The sequence below is a fragment of the Streptomyces lacaronensis genome (assembly GCF_047337785.1).
GTDB classification, from domain to species: domain Bacteria; phylum Actinomycetota; class Actinomycetes; order Streptomycetales; family Streptomycetaceae; genus Streptomyces; species Streptomyces lycopersici.
Genome location: NZ_JBLHDK010000003.1, coordinates 483299 through 499273 on the forward strand (window position 1 = coordinate 483299; position 15975 = coordinate 499273).

A 15975-nucleotide genomic window follows, 5' to 3' on the forward strand; every position below is an offset into this window, starting at 1 on the left:
AAGGTGGGTGGCCAGTTTGCCGCCGCACGCACTGCCGCACGGCCCCGGCCACTTACCGTTCAACCCTCCGGCTTCTGTGCCGCGGTGCCGAGCAGCGGATCGGGCAGGCAAGTCCAGTGGGCGGCGCCGAGTGCCAGTTCACGGTCGTCAAGTACGGCGGTGTCCAGCGCGGCCCGCAGCCGGTCCTCGTCCAGTTCCGCTCCGATGAACACGATCTCGTTGCGACGCTCGCCGTAGTGGTCATCCCAGTGCCACGAGGCCAGGGTTCGCCGCTCGGGCGACGCGGCGCGCCACGCGCCCGTATCGCCGTCCTCCAACCACTTCCCCGCCTGCCGCAGTTCGAGATGGCGACCGGTCGACCGCCAGGAGACAACCGTGTCCGGGTGGGTGGCCACCCACAGGTGCCCTCGGCTGCGTACCACCGCGGGCATGATCCGGGGCAGGGTTTCCGCCAGCCGCTGGGGGTACAGCGGGCGCCCGGACCGGCACAGCACCGAGGCCACGCCGTGGCTGATGCCACGACGGCGTATGGCGGGGGCGATGACATCGAGCCGGTCGGCCGGTCCAGCCGCGGCCCACCCGGAATCGGGCCGTGTCAAAGGCGTCAGCGAGGTGCTGTCGCGAGCTTCCGTATCGAGAAGGACCAGCGCGGACGGGTTGAGATGGTCGAGCAGGGCGCGGGAGCCTTCAAGGCGGCCGTCGTCCTCCGCTCCTCCCTCCCGCAGGACCATCACCTGCGCGGCCTCGACTTGTCGGGCGGCGGCCTCGGCGAGCGTAAGGGCTACGGCGTGCGGGTGGTCACCGAAGATGTGCGCGGCGCGGTGCACACAGCGCAGGTCACTCGGCAGCCGGCCGGGGTCAACGCCGACGGCGAGGGCGCGAAATCGTAGTGGTCCGACAGCGGAGTCCTGCCCAGCGGGGTCCGCCACAGCTCGGCCAGAAACGGCAGGGGTCAACGTTGCCAGGGAGCGCAAGCACGACATGCGGGCAGGTGGCGGCCTGGGCAATGGCACTCAGATCCTGGCGGATGATGACCGCCGGGTCGCCCGTGGCCGCTTGGGACAACGAAGCCAGCTGCCGTTCGTCACCGCCCATGGCGAACCGCTGCACGACGGGGTACCGCCCCGCCTCGTCTCCGTGGACCGAGACAGCGAGCACCAGCGCGCCGGGCGAGGCGCGGCGCAGCAGGTCCAGGACGCGACCTCGCGCTTCGGGGGTGTTGCCGGACACCACACCCAGCAAGCCGCGGACCCGTCCCCCATCCCTCACTCCGGCCTCCGTCCGATGGCGGTGACGAGCGCATAAGCGGTCCTGCGTACCCGCGACATCACCAACGGCACTTCTCCTCCTGAACGACGGCCTCACAACAACCAACACACCTACATGGAAACGGTACCCATTTTCATATACGGTTGCGGGGACAACACCGAGCAGGAAAGGACCCGTACGTCATGGCCGTGCCCAAGCGGAAGATGTCCCGGAGCAACACCCGCCACCGCCGCGCGCAGTGGAAGGCGACAGCACCGGAGCTGGCGACGATCACCATCGACGGGCGCGAACACCGGGTGCCGCGACAGCTGGTCCCCGCCTACCGGCGCGGTCTGCTGCGCCCCGAGGACTGACCGCGCCATGGCCGACCAGCTTCCGGTGACGGTCCTGTCGGGTTTCCTGGGATCCGGCAAGACCACCCTTCTCAACCACCTCCTCAACAACCGCGACGGACTGCGGGTCGCGGTCATCGTCAACGACATGAGCGAGGTGAACATCGACGCCGCACTCGTCCGCGACGGCGACGCGGCCCTCTCCCGTACCGAAGAGCGCCTGGTCGAGATGACGAATGGCTGCATCTGCTGCACCCTGCGCGACGACCTGCTCGAGGAGGTGGACCGGCTCGGGAGGGAGGGGCGATTCGACTATCTCCTCATCGAGTCCAGCGGCATCTCCGAACCCATGCCCGTCGCCGCGACGTTCGCCTTCCCCCGCGACGACGGGGCCACGCTCGGCGAGGTCGCGCGCCTCGACACCATGGTCACCGTCGTCGACGCCGCGAACTTCCTGCCGGAGCTGACCGGGGGTGACGAGTTGGTCGAGCGGGGCCTGGACCAGTACGAGGACGACGAGCGCACCGTCAGCGATCTCCTCATGGACCAGGTCGAGTTCGCCGACGTCATCGTCCTCAACAAGCTCGACCTGGTCACCCCCGAGACGGCCGAACGGCTGGCGGCGGCGCTGTCCCGGCTCAACCCCGCCGCCCGTCTCCTACCCGCCACACACGGCCGCGTCGCCCCCGCAGACGTGCTCGGCACCGGCCGCTTCGACCTCGAACGCGCCCAGCAGGCCCCCGGCTGGGTGAGGGAACTCAACGGCGACCACGTACCGGAGACCGAGGAGTACGGCATCTCCAGCACCGTCTTCCGCGCCACCCGGCCCTTCCACCCCGCCCGGCTGTGGGACTTCGTCACCGCCGACCTGGACACCGGGGCCTACGGCAGCGTCCTGCGCTCCAAGGGCTTCTTCTGGCTGGCCACCCGCCCCCGAGTGACCGGACTGTGGTCGCAGGCCGGCGCCGTCGCCCGATTCGAGCCCTCCGGAGCGCGCGACGGCCACAGCGAGGGCGAGGAAGCCGCCGCGCGCGGCCAGGAACTCGTCTTCATCGGCACCGGCCTGCGCCCCGCCGCCCTGCACAAGGCACTGTCCGCATGCCTGCTCACCGACCATGAACACGCGCTGGGCACCCAGGGCTGGTCGGCCTGGCACGACCCGTTCCCCGCCTGGGAGACCCACGGCCTCGACGAGACGTGTGACCACGAGCACGGTCCACACGAGGCCGAACCCCTACCGGTGCCCCGGACGCCGGCCTCGCCGCCGCCTTGTCAGCCCCGCTCGGACCAGACGTAGTCGAACTTGAAGGTGACGGGGTTGTATGCACACGGCTTGTCGATGTCGTGGTCCTCGGCATAGCCGCGCTGGCCGTCCAGACAGCTTTCCATCGAGTAGTTGCTTTGCGTGTGGAGGTGATTGCCCCGTCCGGCCGGCTCCTGCCAGGCGAAGATGTACTGCCGGAACGTGTCGAGATGGCAGGTCTGCTTGATGATGTGGCCCTGCGCCACATGCTTTTCCAGAGCGGCCTTGCAATCGGCCTCATAGTCGTAGGCCAACTGCCAGTGGGTGTCATAGGCGGCCGCGGCGCGCGGCGCCTGCGATGCACCGGCCGGGGCCGCGCCGACGGTGAGTCCTCCGAGCAGGAGGGCGCCGACGATCGCCGCGCCCCGCTTGGTCCCCTTCATGGATTCTCCCGAGAGTTCACAAGTATTGATTATCGGGTCAGGAATTGCGTCGCCGACATTAACAGGGAAAGGGGAATGAGTCGGGGCCGGTATTCGGCCAACCTGCTGCAAACAATGTGAATTGGAAGTTTTTTGTGCGGGGTTTACCGCGGCGGACTTCTTCGGTGAGGGAGAAGGCGGCCGGGGCAGGCCGACGCCTTGTTCCAGCGGCACCGGTTAAGTGCTGCACGCATCACTGGTTGGGTGCACGTGGGAAGGGCAGACGACGCCTCTCTCCGTGAAGTCTCACGGGCGAACTGCCGGTTCGGTGATCCTTTACCAGGCCCCGGCTGGATCCGGCCGGGCGCGCGACTTCCAGCAGTACTTCGAGCTGCGCAAGGTCTCCCTGGACACCTGCGGCCGCCCCTACGGAACCCCCTGCAAGCGCGAACACGCCTGCTTAACCGGAACTGATCTTGGCGGTCCCGTATCTGCGCACTGAGATGGCCACTTCACGCAGGGTGGCCGGAAGAAATCTTGAGGCGCTGCGACTTCCGGGCGTGTCGGCCCGAGGCTACGAGTTGCCGAACCATCCGGGCACGTCGAGCAGGAATGGCTCTGCGGGTGTCACGCTGCGTAAGTGGGCTTCCAGAGGCTGCGGTACTCCTGGCCGTGGCATTCGGCTCTGCGGCGTGCGATGAAGGCCGGTGGTGGGCGATGACGTCGTCGGAGTAGATCGCCGCATATCCCATCGTGGTGTCGAGAACCTGGTGGCCGCAGATCGCGGCGGCGATGTGTGGAGGCAGCCCGGCGCGGATCGCATCGGTGATGAACAGCCTGCGGAAGTCGTGCGGCGCGAACGTCAGCGGCTGGTTGCCGACGTCGGTGAGCGCGGCCGTGGTGACGGCCGTAATGGGGATGCCCGGAATTCCCCAGGGTCTGCCCGGCCCACTTGGTTGAGCGATGAACGATGAGGTCGGGGCCGCGCCCCGGACCGCTTTGACTCAGCCCAACGCGTCCATCACGGCGGTGACATAGGCATCCAGCCGCTCCCCCACCGCTCGCGTCGTCAGCTCTGTCCGCCCTGCCTCCCGCCATGGCCGCGCCACCAACCGCACTTCTTCTGAGCACGCCAGCCCGTCCCGCACCCGCCAGTACAGCCGCTCGCTCGCCGCCGCGGCCAGCACGCCGCCGGCCTCCTCATACGCCTCAGCGAACCGCAGACCCCACGCCGGGCCGTGCAGCAGCGCGAGATGGGTGGAGCAGTGCGCCACATCGAGATCCGCCGGGCCCCAGGAGGTCGCCGCCCAGTCGACGACGCCGGTGATCCGGGCACCTGCCGGGCTTGGGGACGGCACGTCGAACAGCACGTTGCCGGGTTGGAAGTCCCGGTGCAGGAACCGCCCCTCATAGGGCGGTGCGGGCTTGCGGATCACGTCGATCGCGGCGGCCCATACCGCCGCGTCGGCACCCTTCGGAACGACGACGGTGTCGGCGGTCGTCAACGCCACGTACCCCCGGGGCCGCACGGCGGGTCGCACCGCGTGGATCGCCACGAGTTGACGGGCCAGCAGAGGAACGCGCGTCTCCAATCCCTCATCGTCGAGGACCGTCCGGCCCGCCAGATGGGTCATCAGGAGCGACGGATACTCGCAATACGCGGCGGTCGGATCAACCGCGACCATTCCAGGAGCCGGTACACCGGTCCCCATGAGCAGGGTCAGGGCGCCGGCCTCCCTGTTCAGCCAGTCCTCGGCGTGCCCCACGTAGAACGGGTCGACGAAGCTCCGCAGCACCAGGTCGCGGGTGCCTCCGTCCGGCGTGCCGACGGTCAGCCGCCGCATTTCGGCGGTGATGCCGCCGTGCAATGCCTCGGTCCTGACGATCCACTCGCCGACCTCGAGGTGCCGGCTCACCCAAGCCAGGGTCAACGGTCGGACAGCCGCCGCGTCATCGTGGTTGGTCACCGTGCCACCTCATCATCCGGACGACGGCACGCGCGAAAGTTTTATTGGATGCGATGGCCGTGCTGCTCCGTCAGACGCGAGCCGAGCGGGTCCGAGACCACCACGGCCTTCACCGCCCCGAGCACGACCAGCACCAGCGCATCCACCCTGGCCTGCCGGCTGAGGCGCCCACTCGGGTCGGTCGCGGACGATGAGATCGGCGAGGCCCTGGAACTGCTGTGGGGCACCGCGGCGGTCAACACCTGGAGCGCCCGCCGGGTGGCGGTGCTGTCCTGGCTGGGCTGGTGCGAGGAGTACGGCTACGACGGCCCGGCGGTCCCGGCCTGGACGAAGCGGCTGGCGGTGCCGGACTCCGAGACCCCGGCCCGCCCGAAGATGGCCGTGGACCGGCTCATCGCCCGGCGCGAGGTCCACCTGCGGGAGAAGACGCTGTGGCGGATGCTCTACGAGACCGCCGGGCGGTCGGAGGAGATCCTCGGCGTGAACATCGAGGAACTGGACCTGGCCGCGCACCGCTGCCCGGTCAAGGCCAAGGGTGCCCGGAACAAGGCCCGCCGCCGCGGGCAGGCGCGCGAGGACTTCGTGCTGGAGACCGTCTACTGGGATGCCGGCACCGCCCGGCTCCTGCCCCGCCTGCTGCGCGGCCGCACCCGCGGCCCGGTGTTCGTCACTCACCGCCGCCCCGGCCTGGGGAAGGTCGTCAGCCCCCGCGACATGTGCCCGGACACCGGCCCTGGCCCTCCGCTGCTTCAAGCCGTCGCCCGAGGCGATCTCGGAGCTGACCGATCTCCTTGCGCCCGGCGACGCGCGCCGCTGACACCACAGGCGGCGGGGCGGCGCCCTCCGGGTGGCAGGGCGTATCCGGCACCGTGGCGGCTCGTTGGCCAGCCGGGGGCCGACGAGCGAGGAGGCCCCCGATGGGGCGGGTCAAGAAGAAGCGCGCGGTGCGCGACGCCCGCCGCAGCCCGGGACCCGGCCGCGGACGGCTCCGCCGTTCCCGCAGGCCGAGATCGAGCGGGTCATGCGGCTGTGGGACCGGGCGATCGACACCGGGCTCATGGCCACCGGCACCGATGTGAAGTACCACCTGGGTCCGGACGGCACCGTCCTCCCCGTCGCGCTCGGCCGCAGCGGGCAGATCCCTGGCCAACGGCCAACGGCGAACGGCTCGCCCCCTCGGCAGCCGAGCGCCTGCGGGAGCAGATGCCGCTGCTCGCGGGGATGGTCACCTTCTACGAGAACAACCAGCTCGCCGGCCGCGGCCTGGAGGGAGCACCCGAGGACGGTGTCACGTCGTTGGCGCCGCCTCCGGGGCCCGATCCGATGCCGCCGCTGAACGAACAGGCCCTGGCCGAGGCGCAGGCCGCCACCGCGATGCTGGTCCGCCAGGGCAAGGTCGCCGAGCCGGTGGGCGCGATGGTGATCCCCGCCCGGGGGTGACCGAGATACGCGTCAAGGAGGCAACGGGATGATCTTGAGTGCTTAGGTCCGGCCTCGGGGAACATCGGTACAGCACCCACTCCTACCGCGTCGCTCACACCCGAAACCGGAAAAACACGGCGGCCAGCTGAACGGTTCCGTGGCCGCATCTTGTGGGTTCGACCTCGATCCCGGAGGCCGGTGCAGAATTCGAGCGGGTTAGCGGCCGAACAGTGACTTCAACTGCTCGGGAACGCGCCCGCCCTGGATATGAATTTGGGCCGCGGTCTCCTCGATACGCTGCAGGTCACCGGGCGTCAGCTCGACGTCGAGTGCACCTAGGTTCTCTTCTAGGCGGTGCAGCTTGGTGGTGCCGGGGATCGGCACGAACCACGGCTTCTGCGCCAGCACCCAGGCGAGGGCGATCTGAGCCGGCGTAGCTCCCTTGTCGTCGGCAATCTGCTGGAGCAACTCGACCAGTGCCTGATTAGCCTGTCGTGCTTCGGGTGTAAAGCGCGGCAAGGAGCGGCGCAGATCGTCGTCGGCCAGCGACGTGCTGGAATCGATTTTGCCGGTCAGATAGCCCTTCCCGAGCGGACTGTAGGGCACCAGACCAATGCCCAGCTTCTCCAAGGTCGGAATAATATCGGCCTCGTGCTCTCGCATCCAGAGCGAGTATTCACTTTGCAGCGCCGCCACAGGCTGCACAGCATGGGCGCGGCTAATCGTCGTCGCGCCGGCCTCCGACAAACCGAAGTACTTGACCTTACCCTCGGAAATCAGCTCTTTTACCGTGCCGGCCACGTCTTCAATGGGCACGTCGGGATCGACGCGGTGTTGATAGAGCAGGTCAATGTACTCGGTTTGAAGGCGCTTGAGCGAGGCCTCAGTTACTCGGCGGATCTGCTCGGGTCGGCTATCGACCCCCGACATCGGGGTCGGCCCGTGTTCGCCGTGCTTGATACCGAACTTGGTGGCTATCACCACCTGGTCGCGCACCGGCGCCAGCGCCTGACCGACTAGCTCCTCATTGGTAAAAGGGCCATAGACTTCGGCGGTGTCAAAGAAAGTCACGCCGCGGTCAACTGCCGCCCGCAGCAGCTTCGTCATCTCGGCTGGGGCCGGGGGCGCACCGTAGAAGAAGCTCATGCCCATGCAGCCGAGCCCCAGGGCTGAAACTTCGAGTTGCTGTCCAAGTTTGCGCTTTTGCACTAGAGATGCTCCTTCAGAAAAGATCATCTGGCCCATTGCTTTCCCTGCGTTCAGCCGGGAACCGACCACAGGTTAAGCAGGCCTTGCGGCCGGCAGGGAGCCCCTCGTGATACAGGTACTGAGAGAACCCCCCTTGCCTAACCTCGATCTTTCGTGAGGGGCCGTCAGCTTGCTGACAGTCCCTCTTCGGTTTGTTGTGCGGGTTTTTCGGTGTCTGGGCAGGGCGAGGGCCCGGCTGTCGCGTGCAGCCGGTTGAGGGCGCCCGTGATCACGTCAACCCAGGGCCAGTGCCGGGCCAGGCGGAGGACGCGACGCCGTCCGGTAGTGACCAGTTGGGCGGCGGCGGAGAACAGTCGCGACCGCAGGCGGCGGGGCTCCCGCAGCCGGGCCGGGCCGGTCAGGGCCAGCATCGGCATCCACGCCAAGAGGTCCAGAGCCATCTGGACGATTAGCACAGTGATCTGCTTCGTTGCTGGGGTTCAGCAAAAGATTATCTGAGCGGTGCGACGCGGGACTACCGTCCGCCGCGTGCCGGTGGAATTTCTGACTGATGAGCAGGCCGAGGCGTACGGGCGTTTCGTGGAGGAGCCGACGCGGCCAGAGCCGGAGCGGTTCTTCTACCTCGACGACGCCCGGACGCCGCCGTCGACCATCTGCGCGCCGCGCCCGCCGGTGAGCGGGAGTATGAGGTTGTGGACGAGGACATCGTTCGCCTCCCCGCTGCGCCATGCGAATCTCAACTGCCTGGGCCGCTACAGCTTCCGTGCCGCCGTCCCTGTCGGCGGTGGTCTGCGCCCGCTGCGGGACCCGGCCACCGGCGATGCGGACGAGGACGGCGAACAGATGTGAGCTCGCGGTCCCTGCCGAGCCGTGACGTGCTCCGCAGGGTGATTACCGGGCGGGCAGTCCGATGCGTCGCAGCCATGCCTCAACTTCGGTGTCGGCGTCCTTGAGCTCTTCGCCGCGTACTGCGAGACCCTCGGCGATGGTCGCTCCGGGGCAGGAGGCGGCGTAGTCGCGTTCGGTGGTGCCCAGGCCGCTCATGGCGTAGGTGGTGACCGGGTGGACGGTCTTGCCGCGGAGGTCGAGGGCTTCGGTGAACGTCGTCATGATCATGGGTGCCCGGACGTTCCAGATGGGGCCGGCCAGGAGGATGGTGTCGTAGCCGTCGAGGGAGGGCGGGCGGCCTTCGATGGCCGGTCGGGCGTCGGTGTCCTGCTCGCGGACGTTGCGCTTCACGGTCGCGTCGTAGTCGCGCGGGTAGGGGTTGGCGGCCTGGATCCGGTAGGCGTCGCAGGCGATGCGGCTGGCGATCTTCTCGGCGAGCACCTCGGTGTTGCCGACCTTCAGGTCAATGCGTCCGCCGTAGTAGTAGTTCTCGCCCGGGCGGGAGAAGTAGGCCAGCAGCACTCGTTTCACAGGGCTTCCGGGCGTCGCGGCGGACTGGGAGGGGGCGGGGGAGGCGCTGGACGGCGGTGAGGACGGTGAGCAGCCCGCAAGGTGGGTCGCGCTCGAAGCGGCGGCTGCGGTCAGCAGCGCGCCGTGCAAAACGGTGCGTCTGCTCGGCAGGGCGGCATGGTGCTGTGGCGTGATCATGGTGGACGGCTCCCGGTGCGCCGTGAAGAGTGCGGGGCCGGGCGGGTGCCCCTGGCGTTCGGGGCACCCGTGGCCGACAAGGGGTGTCGTGCCTTCAGCTGTCCAGGCGGCGCCCGGCGAGCCAGGTGACCATCTCGGGGTCGTGGTGGTCGAAGAACAGGGAGCTGCCGGTGTCGAGGGTGGCGATCCGGGCCATCTGCTCGTCGGTGAGCTCGAAGTCGAAGACGTCGAAGTTCTCGGCCATGCGCTCCGCCCGCACCGACTTGGGGATGGCGATGACGCCGCGCTGGGTGAGCCACCGCAGCACGACCTGGGCGACGGACTTGCCGTATGCCTTGCCGATCTCGGCGAGGAGCGGGTTGGTGAACAGGTCGTTCTTGCCTTCGGCGAAGCCGCCCCAGGACTGGATCTGCACGCCGTGCTCGCGCATGAGGTTCTGGTAGTCGGCGCGCTGGAAGAAGGGGTGGGTCTCGATCTGGTTGACCTGCGGGGTGATCTCGTTGTTGAGGACCAGGTCGATCAGCCGGTCGGGGTAGAAGTTGGCGACGCCGATCGCCTTCGCCGCGCCCTCGCGGTTGAGGGCCTCCATGGCGCGCCACTGACCGTAGACGTCGCCGAAGGGCTGGTGCATCAGGTACAGGTCGAGGTGGTCCAGGCCCAGCTTGGTCAGGGACGTCTCGAACGCGCGGCGGGTGTTGTCCTGGGCGGGGGTGTCCTGGACCCACAGCTTGGTGGTGGCGAACAGCTCCTCGCGCGGGATGCCGCTGGAGGCGATGGCGCGGCCGACGGCTTCTTCGTTGCCGTAGGCGGCGGCGGTGTCCAGCAGGCGGTAGCCGGCGGCCAGGGCTTCGGAGACGGCGCGCTCGGTGTCCTCGGCGGGGATCTGGTAGACGCCGAAGCCGAGGAGCGGCATCTCGACGCCGTTGTTGAGCGTGACGGTCTGCATGAGCGGGATGTCCTTCGCTGTGCGGGTGGGGGGCGGGTGGTCAGGGGCGGAGGAGGGCCTTGAGGACCTGGCGGTCGGCCATGGCCCGGTAGGCGTCCGGTGCCCGGTCGAGCGGGAAGGTCTGGTCGAAGACGCGGCCGGGGCTGATGGTGCCGTCCAGGACGTCGGCGAGCAGTTCGGGGATGTAGGCGCGGGCGGGGCTGGCGCCGCCGGTCAGGGTGATGTTGCGCATGAACTCGGCCGGGCCGATCGGTCCCTGCTCGTACTGGGGGACGCCCAGGCGGCTGATGGTGCCGCCGTCCAGGACCGCGCCCAGCGCGGTGTCGAGGGCCTGACCGGTGCCGACGGCCTCGATGACCTTGTCCACGCCGCCGGTCAGCTCGCGGATCCGGGCGATGCCCTCCTCGCCGCGCTCGGCGACCACGTCGGTGGTCCCGAACTCGCGGCCCAGGCCGGTGCGGGCTTCGTGGCGGCCGGCGAGCACGATCCGCTCGGCACCGAGCCGCTTGGCGGCGATCACCGCACACAGGCCGACCGCGCCGTCCCCGACCACCAGCACCGCATCACCGCGGCCGACGCCGGCGGTGACGGCGCCGTGGTGGCCGGTGGTCATCACGTCGGACAGCGCCAGCAGCGACGGCAGCAGCGCGGAGTCGGCAGCCACCGGCAGCTTCACCAGGGTGCCGTCCGCGTGCGGGACGCGAACGGCTTCGCCCTGCCCTCCATCGACACCGTCGAAGCCGTACCGGCCGCCGTTGCGGCAGGAGATGTGCAGGCCCTTGACGCAGTAGTCGCAGGTGTTGTCGCTGTAGGTGAACGGGGCGACGACCAGGTCACCGGTCTTCAGGCCGGTCACGTCCGAACCGGTCTCCTCCACGACGCCGAGGAACTCGTGCCCCATGGGGCGGCCGGTGCCGGTGGCGGGCATCGACTGGTAGGGCCACAGGTCGCTGCCGCACACGCAGGAGGCGGCGACGCGCACCACGGCGTCGGTGGGCTGGACGATCTTCGGGTCGGGCCGGTCCTCGACGCGGACGTCACCGGCTCCGTACATCACTGCTGCACGCATCAGGGGTTACTGCTCCAAACGGGGGTCGTGCCGGGGGCCGGGTGTCAGCGTTCGAGCATCCGGGCCTGGGCCTCGGTGTGGGTGTCGCCGGCGGCGGGCGGCAGGCTGGAGAGCCGGTCGAGCTGCTCGGCGGTGAGCGTGACCGTGTCGGCGGCGGTGTTCTCCTCGACCCGGCTGACGCGCTTGGTGCCGGGGATCGGGGCGATGTCGTCGCCCTGGGCGAGCAGCCAGGCCAGCGCCACCTGACCGGGTGTGGCACCGGCCTCGTCGGCCAGGGCCTTGACCTCGTCGGCGAGCGCCAGGTTGCGCTGGAAGTTCTCGCCCGTGAAGCGCGGGTTGTCGCGGCGGAAGTCGTTCTCGTCGAACTGGTCGGTGGAGCGCACGGTGCCGGTCAGGAAGCCGCGGCCCAGCGGGGAGAACGGCACCAGGCCGATGTTCAGCTCCCGCAGGACGGGCAGCACGCGCTCCTCGATACCCCGGGTGAACAGGGAGTACTCGGATTGGACCGCGGTGATGGGCTGGACGCCGTGGGCCCTGCGGATGGTTTCCGGACCGGCCTCGGAGAGCCCGAAGGCGCGGACCTTGCCCTCGGCGATCAGTTCGCCCACGGCGCCGGCGGTCTCCTCGATCGGCGTGTTCGGATCGACGCGGTGCTGGTAGTACAGGTCGATGTGGTCGGTGCCCAGCCGCTTCAGGGAGCCCTCGACCGCGGTGCGGATGTTGGCCGGGCTGGAGTCCAGGTTCCACGCGCCTTCGCCGGCGTGCGAGACCAGGCCGAACTTGGTGGCCAGCACCACCTTGTCCCGGCGGCCCTTCAGCGCCCGCCCGAGCAGCTCCTCGTTGGTGTAGGGGCCGTAGATCTCGGCGGTGTCGATCAGCGTGACGCCCAGCTCAAGGGCTCGGTGCACGGTCCTGATCGACTCCGCGTCATCGGTGCCCGAGCCGGTGTAGCCGTGGGACATGCCCATCGCACCCAGCCCGATCCGGGAAACCTCCAGGTCACGCAGCTTGATGTACCGCATCTCGCCCTCTTCCGATCATGGTGTCGCCTGGTCTCTCACTCTTGCCAGGCCCGGCAGGCCGTGCCCGTCGAAGTCCGGGCGGTGCAAGAGGCCGGCGTCTTCCTCATTCACCTTCGCCCGGATTGCTCGGGTGTGGCAGGGCGGGCTCTTCAGGGGTAATGACAGGGCCCCCCTCCCGTCTGCGGCGCGGCTGCCTACCGGGTGAGACTGGAGTCATGGCACCCCAGAGCGCGAACAGCGAGGGCGCCGAGCTGGGCCGCTTCCTGCGCGCCCGCCGCACCCAGACCAGCCCCGAGCACGTCGGCCTCACCGTCGGCGCCGGCATCCGCCGCACCCCCGGCCTGCGCCGCGAGGAGCTGGCCACCCTCGCCGGCATCAGCATCGACTACTACGTACGCCTCGAACGCGGCAAGGAGACCCGCCCCAGCCCCGCCGTCCTCGACTCCCTCGCCCGCGCCCTGCACATGGACGACCAGGAACACCAGCACCTGCGCGAGCTCGCCGCCCGCGCCGCCCGCTACGCCCCCGAACCGCCCCCGGCCCCCAGCCGCGCCGTGCGCCCCCACCTGAAACTGCTACTGGAGTCACTGCGCCCGAACCCCGCATACGTCATCAGCCGCAGCATGGACATGCTGGCCTGGAACCCCGGCGGCCTCGCCCTGTACGCGGGACTGGAGGACTGGCCGGCCAAACACCGCAACCTGGCCCGCTACCTCTTCCTCCACCCGGCCTCGCGGAACCTGTTCACCGACTGGGACCGGCAGATCACCGCCTGCGTCGCCCGCCTGCGCGCCGTCGCCGGCACCGCTCCCGACGCCCCGGACCTGACCAACCTCGTCGGCGAGCTCCTCCTCAAGAGCCCCGACTTCGCTCGGCTGTGGGAACGCTACGAGGTCACCGGCCGCAAGCCCGCACAGAAGACCTTCCACCACCCCCGCGTCGGCCCCCTCACGCTCACCTCCCAGTCCATGCACCTGGAAGGCACCCCCGACCAGCGCATCGGCGTCTACACCGCCGACCCCGGCACCCCCGACCACGACGCCCTGCTCCTGCTCGACATGACCGCGCCCGCAGCCGCGCCCCACCAGGAAGTCCCGCACACATAAGCAGGACGGACCCCCTTCCGAGACGTGCATTGTGCGAAAATCCGCGCCCATGACGGACCCCTCAGCAGCCATCCCGGACTGACCGGTCAGACGCGGACGACGTCGAACAGCACGCCTGCCCGAAGTGTGGCGCGCGGGTGCCGACCCCGGCGGACCGAGGCCCGGGCCAACCGTGGCGGCCGGGCACCCCTCCGCCGGCGCCGATACCCGAGTGCGGGTTCGTCCCCGTTTCGAGGAGGCGCTGAGGACGGCACGGGAGGTCAAGGCGCATGCCCCGCACCGCACTGCCGGGTCATCTTGACGGTGTACGAGATGAAGCGCCTCAGCCGCGACATCGCCGAACTCACCGCCCTGGCGGACCACCTCACCGCCCACGGCCTGGTCCTGGAGATGCTCGCCGGTCCCCTGCCCGGTATCTACGACCCCACCGGACCGGGCAAGCTGCTGTTCGCGTTCTTCGCCGCGATGGCGGAGACCGAGCGGGCGAACATCCACGAATCCACGCTCGAAGGGCTCGACACCGCAGCCCGCAAGGGCAAACACGGCGGCCGGCCCCCGGTCATCACGATGCGCTCCACACCGTGCTGCGGCGCCGAGCGGGCGGCGAGTCCGTCGAGCAGAACCAGCCCGACCTGATCATCCCCACCGGCAAGCGCAAGGGGCAGAACCCTTCGGTGGCCAGCATCTACCGGGCGCTCGCCGAGCACGCCAAGCGCGAGGCGTACCCCGAAGCCGTCGAACAGGCCCACGCCGACTTCGCCGCCCTCCACGCTGAAGAAGTTCACGAGCCCCGAGCTGGGTCACAGCCGTACGGTGACACGCCATAGGGGTCCCAGGAGCGCTTAGCGCTAACGGATGTTCCGTTGTCCCGAGGCCGGTGTTGGTGGCGAACGCTGTCAGGCGCAGGCCGTCGGCATCGGTGAATCGCAGCTGGGCGCCGGGGTGCGGGTACTGGTGATCTCGGTTATCAGAGGGTGCGGAATGCTGCGGGGGATGTCGTCTCTGGCCTCGTCGGCGCTGAGTGGATCGGCCAAGGGCGCAACCGCCAGAAGCGCGGTTCCCGTGGCGGCCGAGCATCGCGCTTCGACCCGGTCGACCACCGGGCGCTGGTCTCCTACGGCGAGATCGCCCCGGGCTCCGGCAACCAGGGCGCGATCCTGGCCGTCGGGCAGTACGGGCCACCGCCGGCCCGACCCCGGCTGGTCGTGACCGGCGAGGTCACCGGTGGGCGCGACGTCAACGACGTCGTCGAGCTGGACGTCGTGCGCGTCGAGCCCACCGGCTAACCCCGAGCGACCTCAGCGGTGTGCGCGGGGGTGTAGCGCTCGCCCATCACCTGGTCGCTCAGCGGGTCCAGCGCGGCCAGCGCCTCGGCGTCCAGGGTGAGCTCCAGCGCGGCCGCGTTCTGCTCCAGCCGGGCAGGGCTGCGGGTGCCCGGAATGGTCGCCACCGCCACCCCGAGCCGCTCGGCCTGGGCGTACACCCAGGCCAGCGCCACCTGGGCCGGGGTGGCACCCAGCCGGTCGGCCACCTCGCGCACGGTCTGCGCGATCTTCTCGTTGGCCTCGCCCGCCTCGCCGGCGAAGCGGGGGTTGGTGCGCCGGAAGTCCTTCTCGCCCAGTGTGGAGCGGTCCAGGGTGCCGGTCAGAAACCCCCGCCCCAGCGGCGAGTACGGCACCAGCCCGACCCCCAGCTCGGCCATCACCGGGGTGACCGCCTCGACGTCGCGGGTCCACAGCGAGTACTCGCTCTGCACCGCGGTGATCGGGTGCACCGCGTGCGCCCGGCGCAGCAGCTCGCCGTCGACCTCGGACAGGCCCAGATGGCGGACCTTGCCCGCCTCGACCAGCTCGGCCATCGCCCCGACGGTCTCCTCGATCTCCACGTCCTGGGGCGGGCGGTGGGCGTAGTACAGGTCGATCACCTCGACGCCCAGCCGCAGCAGCGAGGCGTCGCAGGAGCGCAGCACGTAGTCCCGGGCACCGCGGATGCGGCGTGCCCGGTCGCCGGCGCTGCGGTCGATGCCGAACTTGGTGGCCAACTGCACCTGGTCCCGGCGGCCGTGGATGGCCCGGCCCACCAGCACCTCGTTGTGCCCGGTGCCGTAGGCGTCGGCGGTGTCCAGGAACGTGATGCCCAGCTCCAGGGCCCGGTCGATGGTGGCCAGGCCGCCGTCCCAGTCGGCGGCGCCGTAGCTCTCGCTCATCCCCATGCACCCCAGGCCCATCGCGCTGACGGTGAGACCGGGCGAGCCGAGCGTGGTTCGAGTGATCATGCGCGGATACTCCTCCGGCCCGGCGGACCGGGCGGTACCTCGAGGGCTGACGAACGCCTCCGACGCTAGGACTTGGAGCGCGCTCGAAGTCAAGCCG

The 15975-nt window shown here is 69.8% G+C and carries 17 protein-coding genes and 2 pseudogenes; 9 read left to right on the forward strand and 10 right to left on the reverse strand.

Annotated features, from left to right (window positions below; all coding sequences use genetic code 11):
• Nucleotides 1–59: 59 nt before the first annotated feature.
• Nucleotides 60–827, reverse strand: a complete 768-nt coding sequence (locus ACMTAK_RS03185; protein ID WP_413804712.1) for a GTP-binding protein — start codon at nucleotides 825–827, stop codon at nucleotides 60–62.
• Between the two features lie 624 nt (nucleotides 828–1451).
• Here ACMTAK_RS03185 and rpmF point away from each other — a divergent pair.
• A complete protein-coding gene (gene rpmF, locus ACMTAK_RS03190) occupies nucleotides 1452–1622 on the forward strand; it encodes a 50S ribosomal protein L32 (protein ID WP_413804713.1) in 171 nt (56 codons plus the stop codon).
• Between the two features lie 7 nt (nucleotides 1623–1629).
• Nucleotides 1630–2898 (forward strand): GTP-binding protein, encoded by a 1269-nt coding sequence (locus ACMTAK_RS03195; protein WP_413804714.1) that lies wholly within the window; start codon nucleotides 1630–1632, stop codon nucleotides 2896–2898.
• Here ACMTAK_RS03195 and ACMTAK_RS03200 read toward each other — a convergent pair.
• Both ACMTAK_RS03200 and ACMTAK_RS03205 read right to left on the reverse strand, forming a co-directional pair.
• Nucleotides 2874–3287: a hypothetical protein gene (locus ACMTAK_RS03200; protein WP_413804715.1), complete on the reverse strand. Its 414-nt coding sequence runs from the start codon at nucleotides 3285–3287 to the stop codon at nucleotides 2874–2876. The two genes, ACMTAK_RS03195 and ACMTAK_RS03200, sit on opposite strands and share 25 nt — an antisense overlap.
• A 983-nt stretch (nucleotides 3288–4270) precedes the next feature.
• The gene (locus tag ACMTAK_RS03205) at nucleotides 4271–5182 is read right to left on the reverse strand and encodes a phosphotransferase family protein (protein WP_413804716.1); all 912 of its coding nucleotides are present in this window, start codon (nucleotides 5180–5182) and stop codon (nucleotides 4271–4273) included.
• 216 nt (nucleotides 5183–5398) lie between these two features.
• Here ACMTAK_RS03205 and ACMTAK_RS03210 point away from each other — a divergent pair.
• A pseudogene (locus tag ACMTAK_RS03210) lies at nucleotides 5399–6050 on the forward strand (site-specific integrase); the annotation flags it as partial.
• 386 nt (nucleotides 6051–6436) lie between these two features.
• Nucleotides 6437–6673, forward strand: coding sequence for a hypothetical protein (locus tag ACMTAK_RS03215; protein WP_413804717.1), 237 nt, complete (start codon nucleotides 6437–6439; stop codon nucleotides 6671–6673).
• A 198-nt stretch (nucleotides 6674–6871) separates the two neighbouring features.
• Here ACMTAK_RS03215 and ACMTAK_RS03220 read toward each other — a convergent pair whose 3' ends face one another.
• On the reverse strand, nucleotides 6872–7864 hold the full coding sequence (locus ACMTAK_RS03220; protein WP_413812786.1) for an aldo/keto reductase: 993 nt from the start codon (nucleotides 7862–7864) through the stop codon (nucleotides 6872–6874).
• 227 nt (nucleotides 7865–8091) lie between these two features.
• Nucleotides 8092–8316: pseudogene (locus tag ACMTAK_RS03225) on the reverse strand (transposase); the annotation flags it as partial.
• 76 nt (nucleotides 8317–8392) lie between these two features.
• On the opposite strand from ACMTAK_RS03225, the gene ACMTAK_RS03230 reads away from it, so the two are divergent.
• The gene (locus tag ACMTAK_RS03230) at nucleotides 8393–8713 is read left to right on the forward strand and encodes a hypothetical protein (protein ID WP_413813269.1); all 321 of its coding nucleotides are present in this window, start codon (nucleotides 8393–8395) and stop codon (nucleotides 8711–8713) included.
• Nucleotides 8714–8755: 42 nt separating this feature from the next.
• Here ACMTAK_RS03230 and ACMTAK_RS03235 read toward each other — a convergent pair whose 3' ends face one another.
• The 4 genes from ACMTAK_RS03235 to ACMTAK_RS03250 form a co-directional block, all read right to left on the reverse strand.
• Nucleotides 8756–9460: a flavodoxin gene (locus tag ACMTAK_RS03235; protein WP_413804718.1), complete on the reverse strand. Its 705-nt coding sequence runs from the start codon at nucleotides 9458–9460 to the stop codon at nucleotides 8756–8758.
• Between the two features lie 94 nt (nucleotides 9461–9554).
• Nucleotides 9555–10406 (reverse strand): aldo/keto reductase, encoded by an 852-nt coding sequence (locus ACMTAK_RS03240; RefSeq protein ID WP_413804719.1) that lies wholly within the window; start codon nucleotides 10404–10406, stop codon nucleotides 9555–9557.
• A 40-nt stretch (nucleotides 10407–10446) separates the two neighbouring features.
• Nucleotides 10447–11475 carry an alcohol dehydrogenase catalytic domain-containing protein gene (locus tag ACMTAK_RS03245; protein ID WP_413804720.1) on the reverse strand — a complete coding sequence of 343 codons (1029 nt, stop codon included), beginning with the start codon at nucleotides 11473–11475 and terminating at the stop codon, nucleotides 10447–10449.
• Nucleotides 11476–11519: 44 nt separating this feature from the next.
• Nucleotides 11520–12497, reverse strand: coding sequence for an aldo/keto reductase (locus ACMTAK_RS03250; protein WP_413804721.1), 978 nt, complete (start codon nucleotides 12495–12497; stop codon nucleotides 11520–11522).
• Between the two features lie 215 nt (nucleotides 12498–12712).
• Between ACMTAK_RS03250 and ACMTAK_RS03255 the strand changes: the two genes are divergently transcribed.
• From ACMTAK_RS03255 to ACMTAK_RS03270, 4 genes are all read left to right on the forward strand, one after another.
• A complete protein-coding gene (locus ACMTAK_RS03255) occupies nucleotides 12713–13603 on the forward strand; it encodes a helix-turn-helix transcriptional regulator (RefSeq protein WP_413804722.1) in 891 nt (296 codons plus the stop codon).
• A 312-nt stretch (nucleotides 13604–13915) separates the two neighbouring features.
• A complete protein-coding gene (locus tag ACMTAK_RS03260) occupies nucleotides 13916–14239 on the forward strand; it encodes a recombinase family protein (protein ID WP_413804723.1) in 324 nt (107 codons plus the stop codon).
• Nucleotides 14185–14430, forward strand: a complete 246-nt coding sequence (locus ACMTAK_RS03265) for a hypothetical protein (protein ID WP_413813270.1) — start codon at nucleotides 14185–14187, stop codon at nucleotides 14428–14430. Before ACMTAK_RS03260 ends, ACMTAK_RS03265 begins: the two co-directional genes overlap by 55 nt.
• Nucleotides 14431–14577: 147 nt before the next feature.
• A complete protein-coding gene (locus ACMTAK_RS03270) occupies nucleotides 14578–14889 on the forward strand; it encodes a hypothetical protein (protein WP_413813271.1) in 312 nt (103 codons plus the stop codon).
• Here ACMTAK_RS03270 and ACMTAK_RS03275 read toward each other — a convergent pair.
• Nucleotides 14886–15878 (reverse strand): aldo/keto reductase, encoded by a 993-nt coding sequence (locus ACMTAK_RS03275; RefSeq protein WP_089512095.1) that lies wholly within the window; start codon nucleotides 15876–15878, stop codon nucleotides 14886–14888. The genes ACMTAK_RS03270 and ACMTAK_RS03275 overlap by 4 nt on opposite strands.
• Nucleotides 15879–15975 lie beyond the last annotated feature (97 nt).

Bases quoted from the DNA above. Each gene is read 5' to 3' on its own strand.
- rpmF (WP_413804713.1), top strand. From the start codon at position 1,452: ATGGCCGTGCCCAAGCGGAAGATGTCCCGGAGCAACACCCGCCACCGC.
- ACMTAK_RS03195 (WP_413804714.1), top strand. From the start codon at position 1,630: ATGGCCGACCAGCTTCCGGTGACGGTCCTGTCGGGTTTCCTGGGATCC.
- ACMTAK_RS03200 (WP_413804715.1), bottom strand. From the start codon at position 3,287: ATGAAGGGGACCAAGCGGGGCGCGGCGATCGTCGGCGCCCTCCTGCTC.
- ACMTAK_RS03215 (WP_413804717.1), top strand. From the start codon at position 6,437: ATGCCGCTGCTCGCGGGGATGGTCACCTTCTACGAGAACAACCAGCTC.
- ACMTAK_RS03235 (WP_413804718.1), bottom strand. From the start codon at position 9,460: ATGATCACGCCACAGCACCATGCCGCCCTGCCGAGCAGACGCACCGTT.
- ACMTAK_RS03240 (WP_413804719.1), bottom strand. From the start codon at position 10,406: ATGCAGACCGTCACGCTCAACAACGGCGTCGAGATGCCGCTCCTCGGC.
- ACMTAK_RS03245 (WP_413804720.1), bottom strand. From the start codon at position 11,475: ATGCGTGCAGCAGTGATGTACGGAGCCGGTGACGTCCGCGTCGAGGAC.
- ACMTAK_RS03250 (WP_413804721.1), bottom strand. From the start codon at position 12,497: ATGCGGTACATCAAGCTGCGTGACCTGGAGGTTTCCCGGATCGGGCTG.
- ACMTAK_RS03255 (WP_413804722.1), top strand. From the start codon at position 12,713: ATGGCACCCCAGAGCGCGAACAGCGAGGGCGCCGAGCTGGGCCGCTTC.
- ACMTAK_RS03260 (WP_413804723.1), top strand. From the start codon at position 13,916: ATGAAGCGCCTCAGCCGCGACATCGCCGAACTCACCGCCCTGGCGGAC.
- ACMTAK_RS03275 (WP_089512095.1), bottom strand. From the start codon at position 15,878: ATGATCACTCGAACCACGCTCGGCTCGCCCGGTCTCACCGTCAGCGCG.